Source organism: Pantoea sp. K16 (assembly GCF_048452805.1).
Classification (GTDB): domain Bacteria; phylum Pseudomonadota; class Gammaproteobacteria; order Enterobacterales; family Enterobacteriaceae; genus Pantoea; species Pantoea agglomerans.
On record NZ_JBLWNV010000012.1, the window covers coordinates 114,523 to 139,579 of the forward strand.

Consider the following 25,057-nt stretch of genomic DNA (forward strand, 5'->3'; position numbering starts at 1 on the left):
GCGTGCCGATTGCGTAAGTTTCGCTTATCGCTTACAGCCCCGCTTTGGCCAGCCTGGCCAGCATGGCGCGGGTTACCAGTACGATGCCTTCATCCGAACGGTGAAACCGGCGACTGTCTTCATCCGGGTTTTCGCCAATGACCATGCCTTCCGGTAACTCGCAGGCACGATCAATGACGCAGCGACGCAGACGACACGATCGGCCCACTACCACATCAGGCAGCAGTACAGTTGAATCTATATTGCAAAAAGAGTTAACGCGTACCCGCGGGAACAGCACCGAATTGACCACCACTGAACCGGAGATGATGCAGCCCCCCGAGACCAGCGAGTTCATAGTCATCCCGTGACTGCCGGAACGGTCCTGAACAAATTTGGCCGGCGGCAGCGGCTCCATGTGGGTACGAATCGGCCAGGTGACGTCATACATATCGAGTTCAGGCATCACCGATGCCAGGTCGAGATTGGCGCGCCAGTAGGCTTCCAGCGTCCCGACATCGCGCCAGTAAGGCGGCGCATTGTCATCGTTCTGTACGCAGGAGAGCGCAAAGGAGTGCGCATAGCCTTCGCCGCTTGCCACGACTTTCGGCAGGATATCTTTGCCGAAGTCGTGGTTAGAGCCTGGCGTCTGCAGATCCTCTTCCAGCAGTTCATAGAGATAGTCTGCGTTGAAAACGTAGATCCCCATGCTGGCGAGCGCCTGGGTGTCATCACCCGGCATGGTGGGCGGTTTCGCGGGTTTCTCCACGAAGTCGATCACCATATTCTCTTCGTCCACCGCCATCACGCCAAACGCCGTGGCTTCATGCACCGGCACCGGTAAACAGGCGATGGTACATTTCGCCTCGTTGACCACGTGATCCAGCAGCATGCGTGAATAATCCATCTTATAAATGTGGTCCCCGGCAAGGATCACGATGTACTGCGCCTGATAGCGGCGAATCACATCAAGGTTTTGCGTCACGGCATCGGCCGTCCCGCGATACCACTGTTCGGTCGAAAATCGCTGCTGCGCTGGCAGCAAATCGACAAACTCATTCATCTCTTCATTGAAGATCGACCAGCCACGCTGGATGTGCTGAGTCAGGGTATGAGACTGATACTGAGTAATCACGCCAATCCGTCGGATACCGGAGTTGACGCAGTTGGAGAGGGCAAAGTCGATAATGCGGAACTTGCCGCCGAAATGCACCGCCGGTTTGGCACGTTTGGCCGTTAAATCGACCAGGCGCGTGCCGCGTCCGCCGGCGAGGATCAGAGCAACCGTCTGTGTAGGGAGCTGGCGGGCCAGCATCAGGTGATCTGTTCTATCTAACTTAACCATGTCTGACTCCTTATGATTGCTTTTGGAACACGCACACACCGTGTGCGGGACCATGCCAGACAGTTAGCAGGATGGGGTTGTCGTCCCCGGCGAAAGGAGGAAGGGCGCGCCATTCTCCGTCTGGTAACACGATGTCATTCACCGTATCCGTGGCGTTTATTGTTATTAACCAGCGGCCGGACAGCAGGATCTGCAATCTGTGCATCCCCTGTGCCCATTCATCGTGTTGCAGTGGCTGGCCACCGGCATTGAGCCACTGCACATTGCCGTCACCGTCATGCCACCAGCGATCTGCGGTCAGCGCCGGAATGCGCTGGCGCAGCTCGATCAGTGCAGCGGTGAATCCGACTAATCCCTTCTCATCCGCCTGCCAGTCAAGCCAGCTCAGGGCGTTGTCCTGACAGTAGGCGTTGTTATTGCCGCGCTGGGTGTGGCCGCGCTCATCGCCTGCCAGCAGCATCGGCGTGCCCTGTGACAGCAGCAGCGTCGTCAGCAGTGCCCGCACGCTGCGACGGCGACGTTCAATCACGTCGAAGCTGACGTTCAGCCCCTCTTTGCCGTGGTTGTGGCTGTAGTTATCGCCGTGACCATCACGGTTATCTTCCCCGTTCGCTTCGTTGTGTTTACGTTCGAAGCTCACCACATCCCACAGCGTAAAGCCGTCGTGGGCGGTGATCAGGTTAACCGTGGCGTGTGGCGACCGGTCATCATGCTGGTAGAGATCGCTGGAGGCGGCAAAGCGACGGACGAACTCGCCGTTGCTTATGTCGCCGTGCAGCCAGTAACGTCGCGCGGTGTCGCGAAACTGATCGTTCCATTCGGCAAACGGCGGCGGAAAACGACCAACCTGATAGCCGTCAGGGCCGATATCCCAGGGTTCAGCAATCAGCTTGACCTGAGAGAGCAGCGGACAGGCGCGTATCGCCGCAAAAAATGGCGCATCACGCTGGTAATCCGGTGTGCGGCCCAGCACCGGCGCGAGGTCAAAGCGGAAGCCGTCGACGTGGCAGACCCGCACCCAGTAGCGCAGCGCCTCTAAAGCCCACGTCATCACCTGCGGATGATGGATATTCAGCGTGTTGCCGCAGCCGGTCCAGTTCTGATAATCGCCCTGCTCATCGAGCCAGTAGTAGCTGGCGTTGTCGATGCCGCGCATGGAGATTGTCGGGCCAATCTCATCCAGTTCAGCGGTGTGGTTGAACACCACATCCAGCAGCACTTCGATACCTGCGGCGTGCAGGTTTTTGACCGCCTGCTGAAACTCCTGCAACGGCGTCACGTCCGGCTGACCGGAGGCGTAACGGGGATCCACCGCCCAGAGCGCAAAGGGGTTATAGCCCCAGTAGTTGCTGAGACCGAGCTGCAGCAGTCGCGGCTCGCTGGCGAAGTGCGCCACCGGCAGCAGCTCAAGGGTAGTAATCCCCAGACTGCGCAGGTAATTCACCATAACAGGATGACCGAGCGCCGCGTAAGTCCCGCGCAGCGTTTCCGGAATTTCCGGATGCTGCTGCGTCAGGCCGCGCACGTGGGCTTCGTAAATCACCGTGTTACCCCAGGGAATACCCGGTGCGACGTCGTCCTGCCAGTCAAAATCCTCCGCGACGACCCGTGACTTCGGCGCAATCGCCGCGTTGTCATGCGGATCGGGCTGCGCCTCGCCGCCATGAAACAGCGGGTCATCCGGTACATCGCCCTCAACCGCGCGGGCGCAGGGGTCAACCAGCAGCTTCGCCGGATTAAAACGGTGTCCCTGCTGCGGTGCCCAGGGACCATGCACCCGGTAGCCGTAGCGCTGTCCTGGCTTCAACGCCGGAACATAACCATGCCAGATATCCCCGCTGCGGCCAGGCAGGTCAAGACGCTGTTCTGCACCCTGCTCATCAAACAGGCAGAGCTCTACGCGCCCGGCATGCTGTGAGAACAGGGTGAAGTTAACGCCTTTGCCATCGTAACTGGCACCCAGCGGTTCGGGATCTCCGGCAGTGATGGTCATTCAGCCTCCCGCACCAGCCATACCGTTGCCAGCGGCGGCAGATTGAGGCTCAGCGACTGCGGTCGCCCGTGGCTCTCCTGCTCATCGGTATGCACACGATGGTTGCGCACGTCGCTGCCGTGATACTCATGCTGATCGGTATTCAGCACTTCACGCCAGTAGCCAGGCTGGTTAACGCCAAAGCGATAGCCCGGACGCGGCACCGGCGTAAAGTTACTGACCACGATCACTTCGTTGCCTTCACGGTCACGACGGACAAAGGCGAAGACGGAGTGTTCCGCATCATTTACCACCAGCCACTCAAAGCCTGCCGGATCGAAGTCGAGCTGATGCAGCGGCGTGTAGTACTGATAGGTGTGGTTGAGATCGCGCACCAGACGGTGAACGCCGTGGTGCCAGTTGTCGTCCCCTTCCAGCAGATGCCAGTCGAGGCTGACATCGTGGTTCCACTCGCGACCCTGGGCAAATTCGTTGCCCATAAACAGCAGTTTCTTGCCGGGGAAGCCCCACATCCAGCCGTAGTAAGCACGCAGGTTGGCGAACTTCTGCCATGCATCGCCCGGCATACGATCGAGAATCGAGCGCTTACCGTGCACCACTTCGTCATGCGACAGCGGCAGCACAAAGTTTTCGGTGTAGTTGTACATCATGCCGAAGCTCATCAGATCGTGATGGTGCTTACGGTAGATGGGATCGACCTTCATGTAGTCGAGGGTGTCGTGCATCCAGCCCAGATTCCATTTGAACCAGAAACCCAGCCCGCCGTCTTCGGTGGGACGCGTCACGCCAGGATAGTCTGTCGACTCTTCGGCCATGGTCACCGAACCGGATGCCACGGTGCCGAGCGTACGGTTGGTGTGACGCAGAAACTCAATCGCTTCCAGGTTCTCACGGCCGCCATACTGATTCGGCACCCATTCCCCTTCGCTGCGGCTGTAGTCGCGGTAGATCATCGACGCCACCGCATCCACACGCAGGCCATCAATGCCAAAGCGCTCCGTCCAGTAGAGCGCGTTGCCCGACAGGTAGTTGCTCACTTCCCGGCGACCAAAGTTGTAGATCAGGGTATTCCAGTCCTGGTGAAAGCCTTCACGTGGGTCGCTGTGCTCATAGAGCTCGGTGCCGTCGTATCTTGCCAGACCGAAATCGTCGCTGGGGAAGTGGCCCGGCACCCAGTCGAGCAGCACGTTGAGGCCCGCTTCATGGGCGGCGTCAATGAAGGCGCGGAACTCGTCACGGGTACCAAAACGTCGGGTCGGCGCATACATGCCCAGCGGCTGATAGCCCCAGCTGCCATCAAACGGATGTTCGTTGATCGGCAGCAGTTCGATATGGGTAAAGCCCATCTCTTTGACGTAGGGCACCAGCTGTTCAGCCAGCTCTTTGTAGCTCAGCCAGAAGTTGTTGTCGGTGTGACGACGCCAGGAGCCCAGATGCACTTCATAGATGGAGATCGGCGCGTCAAAGGCGTTGGCCGCCTTGCGCTCTGCTTTCATCTCAACCGGCTCTGGCAGACCACAGATCATCGACGCAGTTTGCGGACGCATCTGCGCCTCAAAGGCGTACGGGTCCGCTTTGATGCGCAGTTCGCCATTGGCGTCGATGATTTCATACTTGTAGAGCTGGCCGTTGACCGCGCCCGGTACAAACAGCTCCCAGATGCCCAGTTCCTGACGCAGACGCATCGGATGACGGCGGCCATCCCAGAAGTTGAAATCGCCAACCACTGACACGCGACGGGCGTTGGGTGCCCAGACGCAGAAGCGGGTGCCGAAGACGCCATCGATGACGTCACCGTGCGCGCCCAGCGTCTCATAAGGGCGCAGGTGCGTCCCTTCTGCCAGCAGCCACAGATCCATCTCCTGCAGCAGCGGACCAAAGCGATAGGCATCGTCTACCAGGTTTTGCTGGCCGTGCCAGTTCACCGCCAGCTGATAGCGGAACGGGTTTTTGCGGCGCGGAATAACGCCACTGAAGAAGCCACGTGCATCTTCACACACCAGCTGAGCCAGTTTGCGCCCGGTGGAGGTTTCAATGACCCACACTTCAAGCGCTTCGGGGAGCAATGCCCTGACTTCAAGGCCTTGCTGAGTTCGGTGCATCCCTAGTAACGAAAAAGGGTCGGCATAATTACCCGCAAACAGGGCATTGATCGCATCGCGATCGGGAAGCTCTGACATGACTTTCTTCCTGTGATAATTGGCAGCCGAAATGAACGCGACACAGCCTGTCGCGGTTCACCTGCGCTGCTCTTCATTGAGCCATACGTACAACGACAAAGAAGTCAGGCCATTCCGTGGGAAAAGTGTTTTTGCCGTGTACCACAACCATTTAATCCGGAAAGCACAAGAGTTACCTGTGGCACATCATGGTTAAATCATAGCTTGGTCACGGCACTTGCCATGGACTAAAGCAAAATAATCTTTACCGACCGGCAAAAAAGGGAAGTTGATCACTGAGTAAGCGAAACGGTAGATTGTTTCGTGTACGACAAAAACAAAAAAGGCCGGATAAACTGATGATTATGGTCATTTATGTTGCCTGGAGCGCCCCGACTGATGAAGCTGCATTTTTCACCGGAATGAAACAGAGCCTCTGCCACCGCCAAATCTCAGAGTTCAGGATCGCTGGGTGCAGAGGACGATTGAGAAAAGCTACCTGATAATGTGTTGTAAAGCGATGGTTAGCAGTATGTTTCTGACATGAAATGGATTGAGTCATAAAAAAGTTGAGAATTGAATCTGCTTCACGATCCTAAATTTTGCCCAAAATAGCCGTACATCTGTTTTTTACTTTGAATTAGCATGTAAATTCAAAAATTTTAGAAGTAAAGGACTGCTATGTCTTTACAAGGAAAGTTTGTCATAAACAATGCTGATTACTCTCCTCTGATTTTTCCGGGCTTAGGCACTTTTTTAGCGTTTTCTGGTAATGATATTTACCGTAATAAGGGTGGCTGCGGGATGATAATAAACAAAGGGCCATTACCTGCCGGACACTACTACATAGTCGACAGACCTTCTGGTAGTTGGGTCAATAGCGTCAGAGCATGGGCAATTGACGAAATAAAAAGTGCATTCAAATATCATGTTGATCATTCAGAATGGTTTGCCCTTTTCCGCGTGGATGGGATGATCGACGATAGCACCTTTTTTCGAGGAGTAACGCGAGGAGGCTTCAGGCTTCATCCCGGTCAGGTTTCAGAGGGCTGTATTACGCTGGCCTGGCAATCAGACTTCAACATGCTGAGAAATGCTCTATTAAGAACATCTAAAATCTCGGTTCCTGGCACAGACTTAAAAGCCTATGGCACCATTGAGGTAATCACTTATGGCGACACTTGCCCGTAGATTAGGAAAATTAGCCTTCTTCCTTCTTCTTTTACTTATCGTTGGTCGGGCTATGGGTGAGCCTTATAACTGGATTAATTATGATTTCGCTTTAAAGCTAGGCCATATTTTATATGGCTCCGGTGAAATTGGCGCAGAGGCAATAGATGATACGTATTTCTATATGAGTTTCCTCACTAATATAGTTATCACTGCGGCAATTTTTTTCATAACAATGAAGTTGATCAGAAAAGTAAGGTGATAATAGGATGCCAATTCCTGCTTACATGTGGCTCAAAGATGATGGCGGTGCTCATATTAAAGGTTCTGTTGATGTATGGGATCGTGATGGCAGCATTGAGATTGTTGGTTTCAGTCATGGACTGAACATTCCTGTAGATAGTGCTAACGGCAAGATAACCGGCAAGCGTTCACACTCACCGATGATGATTGAAAAGGAGTTTGATAGCTCCAGTCCATATCTTTATAAGGCGGTTGCTACGGGCCAGACGCTGCAAAGTGCGGAAATCCGCTGGTATAAAATCAATCATGCCGGGCAGGAAGAGTGTTACTTTGTCATGACTATTGAGGGGGTAAAGATCACTGGCGTGAATCCTGGCATGCCAAACGCTAAAATGTCCGGTAATGCGCAAATCAACCATATGGAATCAATATCCATGATGTATGACAAAATCACATGGCGTTATGTTGATGGAAATGTCCAGTATACCGATGACTGGAATATACGAGCATAGAACATCGGATAGAAATGCTTCACTGAAGGGCATGAATGTGTAAATAAACGAATAAAAATATAATAGCCTGAATTTATACTGACTACTACAACTCTAAAATGGCGTACCAGCATCATCGTACAGGTATTTTCTTCCAGAACGAGATTCGCATACATTACTTTCATTCTAAACATTTCCGAATGTAATGGCGCAACTATTTTTTTACGTCATTAACTCTGCAAGCACAGAGGGTTAACATACTAAAGAATGAATAAGTCATTCAATTTTGAACATTGTCACATTTCGAAAATGAAGCGGTAAAAGTTAGCAAAACATGATTGAAAACCAGACAAGTTAGTCGTATTAAAAAAAAGACATCAATTAAGATGTCTATGTGAATAAGGAAATTAACAATGGCAAAACATTGGTCAGGGCAACCATGCCCTAAGACTGGAACTTATGGCCAGTATCAAGATACTGACAATTCATACGCAGGAACTGCATATGATCGCCATGTGAAAAAAGATGATCCATTTCCGCCAAGCAAAAACAATCATCACTTCAAAGAAAAGTGATACTGAATAGAAAAAGCCCCTCGGGGCTTTTTCTTTTTTACCACCGTATTACATCCTTATTGACCACCGTACCATCATTCCCATCCCGTCATTTAAAATGCATTAGCGTCTAAAAAAGCCTGCATTGCGCATGCCTGATAAATGATGATTTTTGGGCGGTTAGGACCTTAATGAAAAGTGTTTGCAGATTCAGTCTGACGAACACAATTTCTAAGACACTATGTACTCCATTGAGCAGCGACAGAATGTGCATATTGCTGTGATGCAAGTCTCTGCCCAAAGCCATCCATCAAGCTCAAAAAACACACCATAAAACGCAAAGAATTTTTTGGCTGAAGTCAAAATTATCCATAGACTGGACTAACAACAAAAAGCCCGTAACCATCAACAATGATTACGGGCTTTCATATAGCTATCAGACAGTTAATCGATCATCTTTGCCTAATCTGATCGGCATTGATCATAAATCCGGCCTTTGGCGATGTTTTCTGTTTAGCTGGTTAACAACCGCAGCATGCGACGTAGCGGTTCGGCTGCGCCCCATAACAGCTGGTCGCCCACCGTGAAGGCGGAGAGATATTCCGGCCCCATATTCAGTTTACGCAACCGGCCAACCGGCGTGGTCAGCGTACCGGTGACAGCGGCAGGCGTCAGTTCACGCATCGTCAGTTCGCGGTCATTCGGCACCACTTTGACCCACTCATTGTGAGAGGCCAGCAGCTGCTCAATTTCAGCCAGCGGCAGGTCGCGTTTCAGCTTCAGCGTAAAGGCCTGGCTGTGGCAGCGCAGTGCCCCGACGCGCACGCACAATCCATCCACCGGAATGACGTTACGGGTGGCGAGGATCTTGTTGGTCTCAGCCTGGCCTTTCCACTCTTCGCGGCTCTGACCATTTTCCAGCTGTTTGTCGATCCACGGGATCAGGCTGCCCGCCAGCGGCACACCGAAGTTATCGGTCGGCAGAGTGCCGGAACGGGTGAAGTCGGTCACGCTACGCTCGATGTCGAGGATGGCGGAGGCCGGGTTCTGCAGCGCAGGCGCAACGTGATCGTGCAGCATGCCCATCTGGGTCAGCAGTTCACGCATGTGGCGCGCGCCGCCGCCAGAGGCCGCCTGATAGGTGGCAACCGAAGCCCACTCCACCAAGTCCTGAGCAAACAGGCCGCCCAGCGACATCAGCATAAGGCTGACGGTACAGTTACCGCCGACAAAGGTTTTGATCCCACTGTCGATACCCTGGCGAATCACCGCATGGTTGACCGGATCGAGGATGATGATGGCATCATCTTTCATGCGCAACGTGGAGGCCGCATCAATCCAGTATCCCTGCCAGCCGCTGGCGCGCAGCTTTGGATAGACGTCACTGGTGTAGTCGCCACCCTGGCAGGTAATAATGATATCCAGCGCCCGCAGCGCCTCAATATCAAACGCATCCTGCAGTGTGCCCTGCTGTTTGCCCGCAAATGCGGGTGCCGCCTGACCATGCTGCGACGTCGAGAAGAAGACCGGATTGATTGCATCAAAATCACGCTCTTCACTCATGCGGGACATCAGCACGGAGCCGACCATACCGCGCCAACCAACAAAACCTACATTCTTCATGTCGTGTCCGTCTAAGGCAGTTACACCTGCTTTTCATTTCAGAGGAGAGAGCGGCGTGCTATTTTCACGCCGCTCTGCGTAATAATAAGATTTACCTGTGTCCCTTCACTCTACAAAATGCAGGCCGGGTAGCAAGTGAATTAATTCGATTACGCTAACTTTTTCAGCAGCGTAACTAATAACTCCGCTTTTTCGTGAACAACATGGCGTAAAACCGATGACTGAAATGATTTCAGCGACAATATTATTGTTGTTAATTATGGATCCGCTGGGCAATCTGCCGATTTTTATGTCGGTTTTAAAGCATCTGGAGCCGAAACGGCGGCGAGTGGTGCTGATCCGTGAAATGTTGATTGCCCTGATCATCATGCTGCTGTTCCTGTTTACCGGTGAACGCATCCTGGCGTTTTTGAATCTGCGCACTGAAACGGTGTCGATTTCCGGCGGGATCATCCTGTTTCTTATCGCCATTAAGATGATTTTCCCGTCGGCGGAAAGCAGCAGTTCTGGTTTACCGGCGGGTGAAGAGCCCTTCCTGGTGCCACTGGCGATCCCACTGGTAGCCGGGCCATCGCTGCTGGCGACGCTGATGCTGCTGTCGCATCAATATCCGCATCAGATGTCGCACCTGGTCGGCGCGCTGCTGATCGCCTGGGGCGTGACGGTGGGTATTCTGCTGATGTCAGGTCTGTTCCTGCGGCTGCTGGGCGATAAAGGCGTGAATGCGCTGGAGCGGCTGATGGGATTAATACTGATTATGCTGGCAACTCAGATGTTCCTGGACGGCATTCGGGCTTATCTGAAGTTATAAGCGCACCTTTGTCCTTTTGCCCTGACAGGCTGGCAGGCAGCCGCATTAATCCAGCCTGTTTATCACAATGTTACGGCATTGAAATGAACAATATTATTTATATAATGCTGTAAAAAAGGAGAGATCTATGGCGGGCAGTATCGAAAATTATGCCGGGACAGGCGTCTTTATTTTCGTTGAGCGGCTTTACAGCAGGGATGCGCCGAACTGGCACGGTGTTGGCGCCTCCATGGTGCAGATTCACAAAATGGTTTACCAACTTTATCATAAGCAAGATGTTTATCTGGAAGGCAAGAAGATCGAACCCGACAGCGCGACGGTTTGGCAGCGTTTAAAAATCCTGTTTGGCGCGGATTTGGTGCAGAAAAATGCAGCCGATAACAGTACCTGCTTTTCTCTCGACTATGCAGGTTCCCGCTTTGTCACTACGCCTTTTTCAGGCGTTGATTCAAAAAAAATCCCGGATTTTTTGACCAGAGAATATACCCTGCCTGGCCGCAACGTGCTGGCCTTTGGCAGCGATCCCTTTCCGCATGTCAGCCTTTATGGCCGTTCAGATGCCCGCTTTGTGATGGCGGAGGGTGGTAAAGGTGACCCGACCGCCGCCGCGAAATACGATGCAAAAAGTAAACAGCTGGTGATGGTGGACCCCGGAAAAGAGCTGCCGCAGCTGATGCAGCGTCTGAAAACCCGGAGGGAAATGCAATGAGGGTATTATTGCCCCTATTTTTTGGCGTGCTCTATCTGATAACAGGTTACGTCTCCCTTCAGGAAGTGCTGCAGTATGCCAACGGCGGCCATTCAGGAGTGATCACCGATATGCGCAGTTATCTGGTTGCCCCGCTACTCTGCGCGTTGCTCTGGCTGCTGGTTTATCTGGTAGCCTGGTGGGGTTTCAGAAAAATTGCCTTCCTGTCTGCGGCTAAAGAAACAGCCTTTCAGGCACTATTCTTTCTGGCAAATATACTCTGCTTGGCTGGCCTGACCGTATTATCCGTCTCGGGCCGGAAAGCGGCGTTGAATGACGTGCAGCTGATCCATGTTGACGTCACTGATTTTGCCTGGGTTTACTTACTTGCCGCCGCCATTACGCTGGTTGTTTTTGCAGTGATAAGAAGAAAATGGGCATGAACAGGCTGCTGCAGATTATCAAAAGCTGTCTGCTGCGTACGTTTAACTATGAGGGGCGCGAAGGAAGGACGAGCTATTTTATTTTCCTGCTGTTTCAGCTGGTCTGGTTCTGCAGTTATCTGCAATGGTTTACCGGGCCACAACATGAAATAGGCTTAATCGCGCTGCTGCTGTTTATTTTGCCTGTTTTTTCCTGTGGGGTGAGGAGAATAAATGACTCTGGCTATTCACGCGGCGTCATTGTCCTTTTGGTAGTGGCGCCTTATCTGCTGTTCCCTTTTTTACTCTTCCCCCGCTCTCGGGAAAAAAACCTGACGGACCGATAGCCCGTCGGGTTAGTCAGGAAAGCAGTTCGAAAGCAATCATACCTACGATAGCCCCGGTAGTGCCGAGAATGGTTTCCATCAGCGTCCAGGTCTTTAGCGTTTCCGCTTCGCTGGCCCCGGTGAAGCGACCAAACAGCCAGAACCCGGCATCGTTCACATGGCTGATAATGATTGAGCCACCGCCGATGCAGATCGACAGCGCCGCCAGCTGAGCGCCGCTGTAGTGCAGCGGTTCAATCACCGGCATGATTAAGCCCACCGTGGTCAGACAGGCGACCGTTGCCGATCCCTGAATCACCCGCACCGCACCTGACAGGATAAAGCAGGCCAGCGCAATCGGCAGTCCTGCGCCGGTCAGCGCATTGCCCAGCACCGGTCCCACGCCGGAGTCCACCAGCACCTGCTTAAACACGCCGCCCGCGCCAATCACCAGCAGGATAATCCCGGCCGGTTGCAGCGCGCTGCCACACACCTGCATTACCCGCTCTTTATCCATACCCTGACGGTAAGCCAGGCCATAAATCGCCACCAGCAGCGCCAGCAGGATTGCGGTGAAAGGATGGCCGATAAATTCCAGCCACTCATACAGGGTGGTGCCTTCGGTCGTGAAGCGTGCGCCGATGGTTTTCAGGCCAACCAGCACCAGCGGAAACAGAATCAGTGAGAGGCTGAAGCCAAACGACGGCAGCTTGCTCTCATCGACATCCGGTTGATGATCTTCCGGCGGCGCGCTGAACGAGACGTGGTTGCCAATGAAGTTGCCAAACAGTGGCCCGGCAATCAGCATGCCCGGGATCGCCGCACAGAGACCCAGCAGGATCATCCAGCCAAAGTCTGCGTGCATCTGCGAGGCCAGCAGCATCGGGGCCGGTCCGGGCAGCAGAAACGCCGCCGCTGCGGCCACACCAGCAAACAGCGGGATCACCAGCTTCACCAGATTGCCGCCGGTACGCCGTGCCACCGCAAAAGCGATGCTGATCAACAGCACGACTGCCACCTCAAAAAAGAGCGGCAGCGCGCAGATCAGACCGGCAATGCCCATCGCGTAATGGGCACGGCTCTGACCAAAGGTTTTCAGCATCCGGATGGCGATCTGATCAACTGCGCCGGTTTCATGCAGGATTTTGCCGAACATCGCGCCCAGCGCGACCACAATCGCGAGGAAGCCGAGCGTGCCGCCCATCCCCTTCTGCATGGTTTCAGCGATTTGATTCAGTGGCATGCCGGAGAACAGCCCGGCACCGATGGACACTAACATCAATGCGACGAAGGCGTGCATACGGGCCTTCATCACCAGGAAAAGCAGCAGCAGGACGGAGCCCGCTGCGGTCAAAACGAGTGTTGCGGTATTCATCTCTAACCCTGGCTGATAGCGTCCTGGATAGTCGCAACCGTAGCCGCCACCACATCGTCCAGTGAATGCGCGATATCCACCACCAGTACATCCGACTCGTCCCGCCCTGGCTCTTCCAGCGTCGCAAACTGCGTCACCAGCATCTGCGGCTTGAAGAAGTGGCCTTTACGCGCTTTCAGGCGGGCTTCGATGGTGTCGAAGTCGCCCTTCAGGTAGACGAAACGGAGGTTGTCATTTCCCTGACGCAGGATGTCGCGATAACTTTTCTTCAGGGCTGAACAGACAATCACGGAAATCGCCTGGGTGCGCTGCATAGCAAACGCGGCGTCGTTCAGTGCCTGTAACCACGGCTGGCGATCGTTGTCATCCAGCGGATGACCATCGGCCATCTTCAGGATGTTGGCGCGGGGGTGGAGAAAATCACCGTCAAGAAAGGCTGTATTCAGCTGGTGAGAGACCTGATTGGCGACGGCAGACTTTCCGCTGCCTGAAACGCCCATCAGGATAAAAACGTGATGCGACGGGGATTGCGTTGTCATTTTTCTGCTCCGGCAGGTGAGAATTTGCCAATGTTACCGATAACAATGTCGTTTCTCATTCTCCTGGCCGCTTAACAGCCTGGCAACCTTTTTACCAGGAAATGCATGAAAGTGTGAGCTGACTCATAAAAACGCCACAATCAGATGCTGCCACCTTCACTGATCTCAAAACCGACATCCAGCGGCTGGCAGGTGCTGGTTTCTCCGGCAATGCGCGCCAGCAGCAGCGCCGCAGCTTCACGACCCATGCGGTCGCGTGGCGTCAGCACTGTCGCCAGTTGTGGCGTGACAACCTGACTAATGTCATGGCCGTGGAAACCGGCTATCGCCATCTGAGAGGGCACCTGCAATCCCTGGCGCTGGCACTCAAACATCGCGCCGACCGCCAGATCGTCATTGGTACAGAACAGGCTATCTGTTTCGGGGTAAAGGCGCTGCGCCTCACGCAGCAGATCACAACCAGCGCTGAATGAAGAGGCATCTTCCATCATCACACTGCGTGGCGTCAGCCCCGCTTCGCGCATCGCGATTTCGTAACCGCGCTGCTTCTGCAGCGTACGTTCATCCAGGCGTGCGCCGAGGTAGACGGTATGACGATGACCTTTGCTGAGGATCGCCTGCGTCATCTGCCGGGCCGCTTCAACGTTATCAAAGCCTACCGCCATATCCAGGCAGGGCGTGACGCTGTCCATCACCTCAATCACCGGGATACCGGCCACTTCCAGCATGCGCAGCGTGCCTGGTGTATGGGTGCGTTCGGTGAGGATAACCCCATCAATGTTCCAGCCCAGCAGCGAGCGCAGTTGCAGCTCCTCTTTTTGCGGGTTGTAACCAAAGTGGGCGACCAGCGTCTGATAGTTGGCTTCGTCAGTGACGGCTTCGATGCCGCGCAATACGTCAGCAAAAACCTGGTTTGTGAGTGACGGCAGCAGTACGCCAATGGCGCGGCTGGTGGCGTTAGAAAGCATATCGGGGGCGCGATTGGGGATATAACCCAGCTCATCCAGTGCCACCGCAATCTTATCCCGCAGGGCAACGGAGACCTGCTCTGGATTACGCAGGTAACGGCTGACGGTCATTTTAGTAATGCCGACGCGATCGGCAACGTCCTGTAATACCGGTCTTTTCTTCTTCATCGTAGCGCCTGGGATCGCCCTTAAAGCTAAAGTACGATGAGTCTATCACTTTTCTATCATAAAATTGCCAACCGGGCGCGACGATGCGCGCCCGTTATCTGCTTAGACCGGTGGCAGATCAAACAGCAGGACTTCTGCAGCCGAGCTGGCTTCAATGGTCAGCGCGCTTTCGTCCCAGATCGCCAGGGCGTCGCTGGTGGTGATCGCGTTGCCGTTAACGGTAACATCACCTTTCACCACCTGAATCCAGATACGACGTCCCGCATCAATCGCGACATTGTCCTGTTCGCCGGCAGCCATTACCCAGCGCGATAAGGTCATGTCCTGAAAGACTTTCAGCGATCCTTCACGGGCATCCGGGCTTAACACCAGCTGACGCCCCTGCACATCCGGGAAGCGGCGCTGATCGTAACGTGGCTCGATACCGGTACGCTCAGGAATGATCCAGATCTGATAAAGGTGCAGCGGCTCGCTTTCGCTGGCGTTGTACTCAGAGTGACGTACGCCGGTTCCGGCGCTCATAATCTGGAACTCCCCTGCCGGGATCTGCTCTTTGTTGCCCATGCTGTCCTGATGCTCAACCGTACCGGAGAGCACGTAGGTCAGGATTTCCATATCTTTGTGAGGATGGGTACCAAATCCCTGACCGCCATCAATCACATCTTCGTTGATGACCCGCAGCGCGGAGAAACCCATAAAGTTCGCATCGTGATAGCTGGCGAAAGAGAAAGTGTGCCAGCTATCCAGCCAGCCATGGTTTGCGTGACCGCGTTCTTCAGCTTTGCGTACATAAATCATGTTCAAATCTCCTCAATGTTTTTTATAGTCTGTCCCTGAGGCGGTCTGATTGATAGCTGAAAAACTTCACGTCTCTGTTCAAAATAGTTGAATGAGCATTGAGCAGTGGCTGAAAAGCACTGAAGAAGGGCAGGCAAAAAAAAAGCCAGCGGATAAGCTGGCTAAATAATACTGGAAGCAATGTGAGCAATGTCGTGCTTTCTCAGGCTGTCGGGCGACCTCCCGAGAACGCATGACAATAATAATCATTATCATTCGCGTCTGTAAAGTCATTTTCACATTTTTTACCCTGATTAACGCGGTGAATACCTTGATGTTTAAAGGGTTTTAATGGGCTAAAGGAGAAACCATGAGTGAAATAGTTGTCCGCCACGTCACGCCTGAAGATGCTGCTGCGCTGCACAGGATCTACGGTCAGCCAGATACCCAGGCCAGCACACTCCATTTGCCCCACTCATCACTCCAGATGTGGCATACCCGTCTCGCGACGCCTCAGCCCCATGCGCATCTGCTGGTGGCCTGTATCGATGATGTCGTCGTCGGTCAGTGTGCGCTGCATGTGGAAGAGCGCGCCAGACGCCGTCATGTCGCCTCACTGGGTATGGGCGTGGATGAACGCTATCGTCAGCGTGGCGTCGGAACCGCACTCATGCGTGAAATGGTCGCGTTGTGCGACAACTGGCTACAGGTGAGCCGAATGGAACTGACAGTATTCGTCGATAATGGCCCGGCTATCGCCCTTTATCAGCGTTTCGGTTTTGAGATTGAGGGAACGGCTAAAGGCTTCGCAATGCGGCACGGTGAACTGATCGACGCGCATTATATGGCGCGGGTTAAAGCCTGACGTGTGGAAGCAGAAAGAGCACCGAAGGCGCCCTTTCTGCTGATAAACACTGACAAGGTTCGCTGTCAGCTAGCGCCTGCGCAGGAAACAGGGTCAGATCGGAAAGACGCAAAAGCCGTCATCCATGACATGCTCGGCCCGCGCCGTCCTGGCGCGGGACGCTTTCCTATTCTGACCCAGTTCCCTGCGCGTTAAGCTTATTTATTGCTGTCAGATTCACCCGGGTTTGAGTTTGTCAGCAGTTTTAAATCTCAATAACCCGCACTCAAATCATCGATGCTGCGCGGATCGGAAGCGCCATAGAGCATGCCATCCGGCCCGATCATGATGCTCTGCGTACTGCCCATCGACGGCAGTACCTTCACATGCTGACCTTTGGTTTCCAGCAGACGCAGCGTATCGGGACTGAAGCCCTTCTCCACCCGCAGCTGATCCGGCAGCCACTGATGATGGAAGCGCGGCGCATTGGTGGCTTCCGCCACGTTCATCCCGAAATCGATGCTGTTAACCACCATCTGCAACACCGTGGTGATAATGCGGCTGCCGCCAGGACTGCCGGTCACCAGCCATGTTTTGCCCTCTTTGGCGACGATGGTCGGCGACATCGATGACAACGGACGTTTCGCCGGTTGCACCGCATTCGCTTCCCCGCCGACCAGTCCATAGACATTGGGCGTGCCGGGCTTGGCTGAGAAGTCATCCATCTCGTTATTCATCAGGATGCCGCTGTTGCCCGCCACAATTCCGCTGCCGAAATAGGTGTTAAGCGTGTAAGTCACCGCGACCGCATTCCCCTGCTTATCCACCACCGAGAAATGGGTAGTCTGATTGCTTTCATAAGGTTCGAGCTTGCCCGGTTTGATCTCGCTGGAGGGCCGCGCCTTCGCCACATCGATCTGCTGCGCCAGGGTCTTGGCATAGGCTTTACTGGTCAGCGCCTGCCACGGCACTTTCACGAAATCGGGATCGCCGAGATATTCCGAGCGGTCCGCGTAGGCATATTTCTCCGCTTCCGCCGTCACCTGCATGGCATCAGCACTGCCAAAGCCCATCTTCGCCAGATCGAAGTTCTCCAGGATATTCAGAATCTGCACGATGTGGATGCCACCGGATGACGGCGGCGGCATTGAGAAGACTTCATAGCCACGGTATGTCCCACTAATTGGCTTACGCTCGACCGCACGATAGGCCGCCAGGTCAGCTTTGTTGATCAGGCCGCCATGCTGCGCCATCTCTCCGGCGATCTCATCCGCGATTTCACCTTTATAAAAAGCATCCGGCCCCTGACGGGCAATCAGTTGCAGGCTATGAGCGAGGTTTTTCTGCACCAGCCTATCGCCCTTCTGCCACGGCGTACCGTCCGGTTTGTAGAAGATCGCTTTGCTGTTGGGATGGGTGATCAGCACTTCTTTGCCGTAAGTTTTCAGATCGTCCGCCAGCGCGTCGTTGACCGGAATACCGTCACGCGCCAGTTTGATCGCCGGGGCCAGCAGCGTGCTCAGCGGCAGAGTGCCATATTTCTGCGCAGCCAGCGCCAGTCCGGCCACGGTGCCCGGCGTGCCGGAGGCGAGATGTGATGTCAGCGACAGCTTGCTGTCGGCGTTGCCCTGCTTATCCAGGAACATGTCACGCGACGCGTGTCCCGGGGCCATCTCACGGAAATCGACAGCCGTGGCGCGGCCAGAGGCAGTGCGCAGCAGCATAAAACCGCCGCCGCCGAGGTTGCCCGCCTGCGGATGGGTCACGGCCAGCGCAAAGCCTACCGCCACCGCGGCATCCACCGCATTGCCGCCCTGACGCAGGATCTCGACGCCAACCTGCGTCGCCATCGCATCCACTGACGCTACCATGCCGTGCTGCGCTTTTACCGGGTGAAAAGTGTCACTGTCCACACCGTAGGAGACCGGAGGAGCCTGCGTTGGCGCGGCGTTAGCGCCTGCCACGACGGTGAAACTCATCACCAGCGACCAGCTAAGCTGACGCACTGTTTGCTGCATTTTCATCCTGCCACCATCCCATATTGTTATTTACATTTTTTTATCATTTCTGCAAGTGCCTACAAATACAGCAAAATAACCGGGGTTAAGTCAAATCAGGAATAGATCGGAAAGTAAGGTCTGTGATATCGGGTAAACTTATGGCTACGACCCTGATATCGGTGTACGCCGTTGTGCACCCAAAACCCTGTCGCTTTAAGGAAGGAGGAGTGATGAAAAAGTGGATGATTATTCTGGCCGCTCTGCTGCCTTTCGCCAGTCAGGCGAACACGCTGAACAGCACTAACGATCCGAATAAACCTGGCTATAACCCCAGCCAGCAGCGGATGCAGTCGCAGATGCAGACCCAGCAGCAGCAGCAACAGCTGAAGCTGCGCCAGGATCAGCAGCGTCAGACGCAGGACACGCAGCGTAAAATGCAGGAACAGCGGAACAGCGCCCAGCAGCGGGTGATTACCACGCAGCCGGGCCAGCAGAATCAGAATCTAAACCAGAACTAATGAAAATCGGGGCCGATGATGTCGATGGCATCAGTACAGATGGCATCGACGCCCCATTTCAGCAATTCCCGCGCCCGATCCGGGCTGTTCACGGTATAAACCAGAATCTTCAGGCCTGCGGCTTTCAGTTCGGCGACCCGCTCTGCGGTCAGCACCTTATGATTAAGATGAATTGAGACGCACGCCAGCGCAGCCGTTTTCTCCTGCCACTGCGGATCCCAGCTGTGCGACAGCAGGCCACGCGGCAACTGCGGCTCTGCCTTCATCGCGGCTTCCAGCGCCTCAAAAGAGAACGAAGAGAGCAACGGTGCGACCTGATCCTGCCACAGTATCGCGGCAGCCTGTGCCACGGCGCGTCCGGTTTCAGCATCGCTGCCGGTGGTCGGTTTGATTTCGATGTTCGCCATCATCTGATGCTGACGGCAGCGTGCCGCCACCTGATCCAGCCGCGCCAGCTTTTCACCGGTAAACGCGTTGCCAAACCAGCTGCCCGCATCAAGCTGCGACAGCTTCTCCCACGGCAGCTGACCCGCCACGCCCCAGCCGTTGCTGGTGCGATCGAGCGTGTCGTCATGCAGCAGGAAGATCTGCGCATCGGCCGATAATTTGGCATCAAATTCAATCATCTGATGACCATATTTCGCGCCGGTGTCGATCGCCGCCAGCGTATTTTCCGGTGCCAGTTTACCGCCGCCGCGATGGGCGACGATGCGGGGATAGGGCCAGTGTTGTGTGCTCATTCCAGACGCTTTCCATGGGTTGAATCGAAGAAGTGTAACGCATCTGACGGCAGATGCAGCCACAGCGTACTGCCTGGCTGCGGACGTTCACTGTGGGCTAAGCGTACCACCAGTGGCGTGTCACCGATGCGGCCATGTGCCAGATTATCAGCCCCCAGCATCTCCAGCGTATCGACCCGCAGCGGCACGCCGCCCTGCTCGCGGCTACTGAGCCGGATGTGCTCTGGCCGGATACCCAGCACCACCGGCCGGTTAGCCCATTTCGCTTTACTGTCGCTGAGCGGCAGAGCGTGCGAGGCGTCGAGGTCAAAGCGTGATCCATCGCTGCTGAACTGCCCTTTCAGCAGATTCATGGCGGGCGCGCCAATAAACGAGGCAACGAACTGGCTGGCGGGACGCTCATACACCTCGACCGGCGTGCCGAGCTGCTCGACCACCCCTTTGTTCATCACCATCACCCGCTGCGCCAGCGTCATCGCCTCCACCTGATCGTGGGTGACATAGAGGCTGGTAGTCTGTAAGCGGCGATGCAGCTGCTGCAGTTCCAACCGCATCTGCACCCGCAGACGGGCATCAAGGTTGGAGAGCGGCTCATCAAACAGAAAAACTGCCGGTTCACGCACGATCGCGCGGCCCATCGCCACGCGCTGGCGCTGTCCGCCGGAGAGTTCGCGAGGCCGACGCATCAGCAGATGATCCAGTTCCAGACTGCGCGCCGCGTCGAGCACCCGCTGGCGGACCTGCTCTTTGCCCATACCACGGATTTTCAGGCCATAGGCCATGTTCTCCTCCACCGACATATGGGGATAGAGCGCGTAGTTCTGGAACACCATTGCAATCCCGCGATCTTTTGGCTCTTCCTGAGTAACGCGCCGGTCGTCGATATAGATATCGCCGGAGCTGACGCGCTCCAGTCCGGCCACCATGCGCAGCAGGGTCGATTTACCGCAGCCGGATGGCCCGACCATCACCATAAATTCGCCGTCATTGATGGTGACATTCAGCGGCTGAATGATCTGATTTTTGCCATCGTAGGATTTGGTTACTGCCTGAAGGGTTACGCCTGCCATCTTATTTCTCACTCTCAACCAGACCGCGCACAAAGGCACGCTGCATGACTAACACCACCACCAATGGTGGGATCAGGGTTAATAACATTGCCGCCATCACTTCATTCCACTGGGTCGGCGATCCGCTGGAGGAGATCATGCTTTTAATCCCCGCCACCGCCGTGCCGAGGCTGGCGTCGTTGATGATCAGTAGCGGCCAGAGATACTGGTTCCAGCCGTAGATAAAGGTGATCACAAACAGCGCCGCCAGATTGGTTTTCGACAGCGGCAGAACAATGTCGATAAAGAAGCGCATCGCGCTGGCACCATCGATGCGTGCCGCCTCCACCAGCTCATCCGGCAGCGACATAAAGAACTGGCGGAACAGGAAGGTGGCGGTTGCTGAGGCCATCAGCGGCAGGGTTAATCCGCTGTAGCTGTCGAGCAGGTTGAGATCGGCGATCACCTGTACCGTCGGGAAGATACGCACTTCAACCGGCAGCATCAGGGTGATGAAGATCAGCCAGAAAAAGAGCGTACGCAGCGGAAAACGGAACCAGACCAGCGCAAACGCCGACAGCATCGACACCGTGATTTTGCCGAAGGTGATGCCCAGCGCCATGATCATGCTGTTGAGCAGCATCAGGCCAAACGCCGGCCCGTTGCCGTTGACGCCATGCGTCCAGATGCGCGAGATGTTCTCCCACAGGTGCGTGCCGGGCACCAGCGTCATCGGCACCTGATAGACCGCTTCGTTATCCAGCGTCGCCGCCACAAAGGCGACGTAGAGCGGAAACAGGATGGTGAGCACGCCCAGCACCAGCACGATGTGGCTGAAGAGATCCAGCCCGCGTCGATTCTCAATCATTGGTATTGCACCTTACGTTCAACAAAGCGGAACTGGAGCACCGTCAGCCCGATGACCAGCAGCATCAGCACCACCGACTGCGCAGCGGACGAGGAGAGATCCAGACCGGTAAAGCCTTCGCGATAGATTTTGTAGATCAGCGTGGTGGTCGCCTGTACCGGCCCGCCGCCGGTGGCGGCATCGATCACCGGGAAGGTATCGAAGAAGGCGTAGATCAGATTCACCACCAGCAGGAAGAAGCTGACCGGCGTAATCAGCGGCAGCGAGAGGTTGAAGAAGCGACGCACCGGTCCGGCACCGTCAATGGCGGCGGCTTCCACCAGCGATTTGGGGATCGATTGCAGCGCAGCGAAGAAGAACAGGAAGTTGTAGCTCATCTGCTGCCAGATCGATGCCAGCACAATCAGGAACATCGCCTGACCGCTGTTTTGCGCATAGTTCCAGTTGTAGCCGATGTGGTTCAGCAGATAGCTGAACAGGCCCAGGCCCGGATTAAACAGGAACATCCACAGTACCGCGGCCACGACAGGCGCAACGGCGTAGGGCAGCAGCAACAGCGTCTGATAGAGACGGCGCAGCCGCACCACATAATCCACCAGCGCCGCCAGCAGCAGCGAAAAGACCATGCCGAACACCGTGACCATGCCGCTGAATTTTATGGTGGTCCAGAACGAATCCAGATAGTAAGGATCGGCAAACAGGCGTCTGAAGTTTTCCAGCCCGACAAAGCTGCTGGAGATGCCAAAGGGATCGAGGCTTTGCAGCGAGTACCACAGCGCTTCACCGGCAGGCCAGAGAAAGAAGATGGCGGTAATCAGCAGTTGCGGCAGCACCAGAAGATAGGGCAACAGACTGGTGCGAAAGACCGGACGAGATGAAGACATGGTGTACCTGGCGTCAGAGAGAGGGGCCAGCCTGAGCTGGCCCGCAAGGAGAGATTACTTCACCTGCTGCTGGAAGCGGCGCAGCAACTCGTTACCGCGTTTCACTGCGTTATCCATCGCGTTCTGCGGCGACTGCTTGCCGGTCCAGACGCTTTCCAGCTCTTCGTCGATCACGGTACGAATCTGCGGCATATTGCCCAGACGCATGCCTTTGGTGAACGGCAGTGGCGGCTTGTTCATCATCTGACGGGTGGCGATATCCGCACCCGGATTCTTATCGTAGAAGCCCTGCTGTTTAGTCAGCTCGTAGGCGGCGGTGGTAATCGGCAGATAACCCGTTTTCTGGTGCCATTCCGCTGCGATTTCTGGTTTAGCGAGGAACTGCATAAACTCGGCCACGCCTTTGTAGGTTGTCGCATCTTTGCCTTTCATCACCCACAGGCTGGCACCGCCGATCAGGGCGTTCTGCGGCGCATTCGGCACGGTCTCGTCATACGGCATCATGCCAACGCCGAAGTTGAATTTGGCGTAATGACGGATATCAGCCAGCGAACCGGATGAGGCGGTAGTGATACCGCAGTCGCCGTTGTAGAACTTGGCGGTGGACTCATCTTTGCGGCCAAAGTAGGTGAAGTCCCCTTTCTTGTTCATCGCTTCCAGCAGCTCGATATGACGAACCAGTACCGGCTTGTTGAACTCCAGCACCGCATCAAGTCCGTCAAACCCGTTGTTTTTGGTCGCTACCGGCAGAGCGTGCCAGGCACTGAAGTTTTCAATCTGGATCCAGCCCTGCCAGCCGCTGGCGTAGCCACAGCTCATGCCCGATTTGCGCAGTGCGGCGGCATCCGTCGCCAGCTCCTGCCAGGTTTTCGGTGGCTGATCCGGGTTCAGACCCGCTTTTTTAAAGGCGTCTTTGTTGTAGTAGAGCACTGGCGTCGAGCTGTTGAACGGCTGAGAGATCAGCTGACCTTTGCTGTCGCTGTAGTAGCCCGCCACCGTTGGCACGAACTGCTTTTCATCAAAGGGGATACCGGCGTCTTTGAAGACCTGATGCACCGGCACAATCGCCTGCGAGGCCATCATGGTCGCCGTACCGACTTCATAAACCTGCAGCACCGCAGGGGCTTTGCCGCTGCGCACTGCCGCAATTCCTGCTGCCAGGCTCTGCTCGTAGTTACCTTTGTAGGTCGGAACAATTTTGTAATCGGGATGCGTCTGGTTAAAACGCTGTGCCAGCGAATCCACTTCTTTGCCTAGCTCGCCTTCCATAGAGTGCCAGAAAGGGATCTCAGTGGCGGCCATGGCATGGCTGCTGAGCGTCAGACCGAGCAGCACGCTCATCAGGCTACGACGAAAGGTAACGACGGACATAGAATTTTCCTGTGCAGGTAAATACGCGTGAAATCACGGATTTCTGTTTCGCGAAGTAACATGACACGGGGGAATGAAGGATTAATAACAGAAAGATGACAGCCGGGTGACAGACCGGTATGCGCAAAAGAGGAGGCTGGCAGCGCAGCGGTAACGCGTCACTGCTGCCAGGTTTTGGTTACATAATTTGCAGAGCGGTTGGGCAGTAAAAAAGCCCGCAGCGGATTCTACCTCACCAAATGCAAAAGGCGATGGCGGCCCCTCTAACACCGACACTCAAGGCCGTCTGCGCCGCATCACACACCCATTTTGAAGGCCGTCGGCGGCGCAGGCAGGTTGCGGGCGGACAGCGCGCAGCCACCGGAGCGTACACGTAGTACGTGAGGATGGCGAGCACTGCCCAACCGCAACCTGACCAGTAAGCCAGGCCTCTGAATGTTAAGCTCCGAGGTACGCGCTGCGGACGGCTTCGTTGGAAAGAAGTGCTGCACCTGTGTCTTCGAGCACCACATGCCCGTTCTCCAGCACATAGCCCCTATCCGCCAGCTTCAGCGCCTGATTCGCATTCTGCTCCACCAGGAAAATCGTCATTCCCTCGCTGCGCAGCTGCTCAATGGTGTCGAAGATCTGCTGAATAATGATCGGTGCCAGTCCCAGCGACGGCTCATCCAGCAACAGCAGGCGCGGCTGGCTCATCAGCGCACGGCCAATCGCCAGCATCTGCTGTTCGCCGCCCGACATCGTCCCGGCGCGCTGGATTTTACGCTCCTCCAGACGCGGGAAGAGTTCATAAACGCGCTTGATCCGCGTCAGGTAGTCCGGACGGCTGGCAAAAAAGCCTCCCATCGCCAGGTTCTCTTCCACCGTCATGCGCGAAAAAACCCGTCGGCCTTCCGGCACGATGGCGATCGCTTCACGCATAATGCGCGAGGTTTGCCAGTCGGTGATGGTTTTGCCATCAAAGGTAATGGTGCCCTGCGTCGCGCGCGGCTCGCCGCACAGCGTACCCAGCAGCGTGGTTTTCCCGGCACCGTTAGCGCCAATCAGGGTGACGATTTCGCCCTGATTGATATAGAGGCTGACGTTGTGCAGCGCCTGAATTTTGCCGTAATGAGCGCTGACGCTCTCAATGGTTAACATCGCATTTGCCAT

General features: G+C 55.2%; 25 protein-coding genes. 10 read left to right on the forward strand and 15 right to left on the reverse strand.

Annotation, left to right across the window (positions count from 1 at the left end):
• Window positions 1-31: 31 nt before the first annotated feature.
• The 3 genes from glgC to glgB are packed head-to-tail and all read right to left on the reverse strand — an operon-like array spanning window position 32 to window position 5,497.
• Complete coding sequence (gene glgC, locus ACK13D_RS16620; protein WP_064691033.1) at window positions 32-1,324, reverse strand: glucose-1-phosphate adenylyltransferase; 1,293 nt, start codon at window positions 1,322-1,324, stop codon at window positions 32-34.
• Window positions 1,325-1,334: 10 nt separating this feature from the next.
• The gene (gene glgX, locus ACK13D_RS16625) at window positions 1,335-3,317 is read right to left on the reverse strand and encodes a glycogen debranching protein GlgX (RefSeq protein WP_064691032.1); all 1,983 of its coding nucleotides are present in this window, start codon (window positions 3,315-3,317) and stop codon (window positions 1,335-1,337) included.
• The gene (gene glgB / locus ACK13D_RS16630; protein WP_010253252.1) at window positions 3,314-5,497 is read right to left on the reverse strand and encodes a 1,4-alpha-glucan branching enzyme; all 2,184 of its coding nucleotides are present in this window, start codon (window positions 5,495-5,497) and stop codon (window positions 3,314-3,316) included. Before glgB ends, glgX begins: the two co-directional genes overlap by 4 nt.
• Window positions 5,498-6,157: 660 nt before the next feature.
• Between glgB and ACK13D_RS16635 the strand changes: the two genes are divergently transcribed.
• The 4 genes from ACK13D_RS16635 to ACK13D_RS16650 all read left to right on the forward strand — a co-directional run bounded on the left by ACK13D_RS16635 (window position 6,158) and on the right by ACK13D_RS16650 (window position 7,955).
• Entirely contained in the window at window positions 6,158-6,667 is a 510-nt protein-coding gene (locus tag ACK13D_RS16635; protein ID WP_010253255.1) for a DUF2778 domain-containing protein, read from the forward strand.
• On the forward strand, window positions 6,648-6,908 hold the full coding sequence (locus ACK13D_RS16640) for a hypothetical protein (protein ID WP_010253258.1): 261 nt from the start codon (window positions 6,648-6,650) through the stop codon (window positions 6,906-6,908). The genes ACK13D_RS16635 and ACK13D_RS16640 overlap by 20 nt, the downstream gene beginning before the upstream one ends.
• Window positions 6,909-6,915: 7 nt before the next feature.
• Window positions 6,916-7,401, forward strand: a complete 486-nt coding sequence (locus ACK13D_RS16645; RefSeq protein WP_010253261.1) for an Hcp family type VI secretion system effector — start codon at window positions 6,916-6,918, stop codon at window positions 7,399-7,401.
• Window positions 7,402-7,793: 392 nt separating this feature from the next.
• A complete protein-coding gene (locus ACK13D_RS16650; protein WP_418796900.1) occupies window positions 7,794-7,955 on the forward strand; it encodes a hypothetical protein in 162 nt (53 codons plus the stop codon).
• Between the two features lie 492 nt (window positions 7,956-8,447).
• Here ACK13D_RS16650 and asd read toward each other — a convergent pair whose 3' ends face one another.
• Window positions 8,448-9,557: an aspartate-semialdehyde dehydrogenase gene (gene asd, locus ACK13D_RS16655; protein ID WP_010671542.1), complete on the reverse strand. Its 1,110-nt coding sequence runs from the start codon at window positions 9,555-9,557 to the stop codon at window positions 8,448-8,450.
• A gap of 217 nt (window positions 9,558-9,774) precedes the next feature.
• Here asd and ACK13D_RS16660 point away from each other — a divergent pair, with 217 nt between their 5' ends.
• The 4 genes from ACK13D_RS16660 to ACK13D_RS16675 all read left to right on the forward strand — a co-directional run bounded on the left by ACK13D_RS16660 (window position 9,775) and on the right by ACK13D_RS16675 (window position 11,825).
• Window positions 9,775-10,368, forward strand: a complete 594-nt coding sequence (locus ACK13D_RS16660; protein ID WP_003853054.1) for a YhgN family NAAT transporter — start codon at window positions 9,775-9,777, stop codon at window positions 10,366-10,368.
• A gap of 229 nt (window positions 10,369-10,597) precedes the next feature.
• On the forward strand, window positions 10,598-11,077 hold the full coding sequence (locus ACK13D_RS16665; RefSeq protein ID WP_235528067.1) for a hypothetical protein: 480 nt from the start codon (window positions 10,598-10,600) through the stop codon (window positions 11,075-11,077).
• Window positions 11,074-11,499, forward strand: coding sequence for a hypothetical protein (locus ACK13D_RS16670; RefSeq protein WP_033768048.1), 426 nt, complete (start codon window positions 11,074-11,076; stop codon window positions 11,497-11,499). Before ACK13D_RS16665 ends, ACK13D_RS16670 begins: the two co-directional genes overlap by 4 nt.
• On the forward strand, window positions 11,496-11,825 hold the full coding sequence (locus ACK13D_RS16675; protein ID WP_010671539.1) for a DUF805 domain-containing protein: 330 nt from the start codon (window positions 11,496-11,498) through the stop codon (window positions 11,823-11,825). The genes ACK13D_RS16670 and ACK13D_RS16675 overlap by 4 nt, the downstream gene beginning before the upstream one ends.
• 13 nt (window positions 11,826-11,838) lie before the next feature.
• Here the strand turns inward: ACK13D_RS16675 and gntU are convergent, their stop codons facing one another.
• From gntU to ACK13D_RS16695, 4 genes are all read right to left on the reverse strand, one after another.
• A complete protein-coding gene (gntU, locus tag ACK13D_RS16680) occupies window positions 11,839-13,179 on the reverse strand; it encodes a gluconate transporter (protein WP_010671538.1) in 1,341 nt (446 codons plus the stop codon).
• A 2-nt stretch (window positions 13,180-13,181) separates the two neighbouring features.
• A complete protein-coding gene (gene gntK / locus ACK13D_RS16685; RefSeq protein WP_086906596.1) occupies window positions 13,182-13,718 on the reverse strand; it encodes a gluconokinase in 537 nt (178 codons plus the stop codon).
• A gap of 140 nt (window positions 13,719-13,858) precedes the next feature.
• Window positions 13,859-14,854, reverse strand: coding sequence for a gluconate operon transcriptional repressor GntR (gntR, locus tag ACK13D_RS16690; protein ID WP_010253274.1), 996 nt, complete (start codon window positions 14,852-14,854; stop codon window positions 13,859-13,861).
• A 102-nt stretch (window positions 14,855-14,956) separates the two neighbouring features.
• Complete coding sequence (locus ACK13D_RS16695; RefSeq protein ID WP_010671535.1) at window positions 14,957-15,652, reverse strand: pirin family protein; 696 nt, start codon at window positions 15,650-15,652, stop codon at window positions 14,957-14,959.
• Window positions 15,653-16,001: 349 nt separating this feature from the next.
• On the opposite strand from ACK13D_RS16695, the gene ACK13D_RS16700 reads away from it, so the two are divergent.
• The gene (locus tag ACK13D_RS16700; protein WP_033768045.1) at window positions 16,002-16,496 is read left to right on the forward strand and encodes a GNAT family N-acetyltransferase; all 495 of its coding nucleotides are present in this window, start codon (window positions 16,002-16,004) and stop codon (window positions 16,494-16,496) included.
• A gap of 251 nt (window positions 16,497-16,747) precedes the next feature.
• Here the strand turns inward: ACK13D_RS16700 and ggt are convergent, their stop codons facing one another.
• Window positions 16,748-18,499, reverse strand: coding sequence for a gamma-glutamyltransferase (gene ggt / locus ACK13D_RS16705; RefSeq protein ID WP_418796903.1), 1,752 nt, complete (start codon window positions 18,497-18,499; stop codon window positions 16,748-16,750).
• Window positions 18,500-18,705: 206 nt separating this feature from the next.
• On the opposite strand from ggt, the gene ACK13D_RS16710 reads away from it, so the two are divergent.
• Entirely contained in the window at window positions 18,706-18,993 is a 288-nt protein-coding gene (locus tag ACK13D_RS16710; RefSeq protein WP_022624015.1) for a DUF2756 domain-containing protein, read from the forward strand.
• Here the strand turns inward: ACK13D_RS16710 and ugpQ are convergent.
• The 6 genes from ugpQ to livF all read right to left on the reverse strand — a co-directional run bounded on the left by ugpQ (window position 18,990) and on the right by livF (window position 25,057).
• Window positions 18,990-19,733 carry a glycerophosphodiester phosphodiesterase gene (gene ugpQ / locus ACK13D_RS16715; protein WP_115387097.1) on the reverse strand — a complete coding sequence of 248 codons (744 nt, stop codon included), beginning with the start codon at window positions 19,731-19,733 and terminating at the stop codon, window positions 18,990-18,992. The genes ACK13D_RS16710 and ugpQ overlap by 4 nt on opposite strands.
• Window positions 19,730-20,803, reverse strand: a complete 1,074-nt coding sequence (locus ACK13D_RS16720; protein WP_010253289.1) for a sn-glycerol-3-phosphate import ATP-binding protein UgpC — start codon at window positions 20,801-20,803, stop codon at window positions 19,730-19,732. Before ACK13D_RS16720 ends, ugpQ begins: the two co-directional genes overlap by 4 nt.
• Window position 20,804: 1 nt before the next feature.
• Entirely contained in the window at window positions 20,805-21,650 is an 846-nt protein-coding gene (gene ugpE, locus ACK13D_RS16725) for a sn-glycerol-3-phosphate ABC transporter permease UgpE (protein WP_010671530.1), read from the reverse strand.
• Window positions 21,647-22,534, reverse strand: a complete 888-nt coding sequence (ugpA, locus tag ACK13D_RS16730) for a sn-glycerol-3-phosphate ABC transporter permease UgpA (RefSeq protein ID WP_010253295.1) — start codon at window positions 22,532-22,534, stop codon at window positions 21,647-21,649. Before ugpA ends, ugpE begins: the two co-directional genes overlap by 4 nt.
• 54 nt (window positions 22,535-22,588) lie before the next feature.
• Window positions 22,589-23,905, reverse strand: a complete 1,317-nt coding sequence (gene ugpB, locus ACK13D_RS16735) for a sn-glycerol-3-phosphate ABC transporter substrate-binding protein UgpB (RefSeq protein WP_010253297.1) — start codon at window positions 23,903-23,905, stop codon at window positions 22,589-22,591.
• Between the two features lie 438 nt (window positions 23,906-24,343).
• Complete coding sequence (gene livF / locus ACK13D_RS16740) at window positions 24,344-25,057, reverse strand: high-affinity branched-chain amino acid ABC transporter ATP-binding protein LivF (RefSeq protein WP_052270767.1); 714 nt, start codon at window positions 25,055-25,057, stop codon at window positions 24,344-24,346.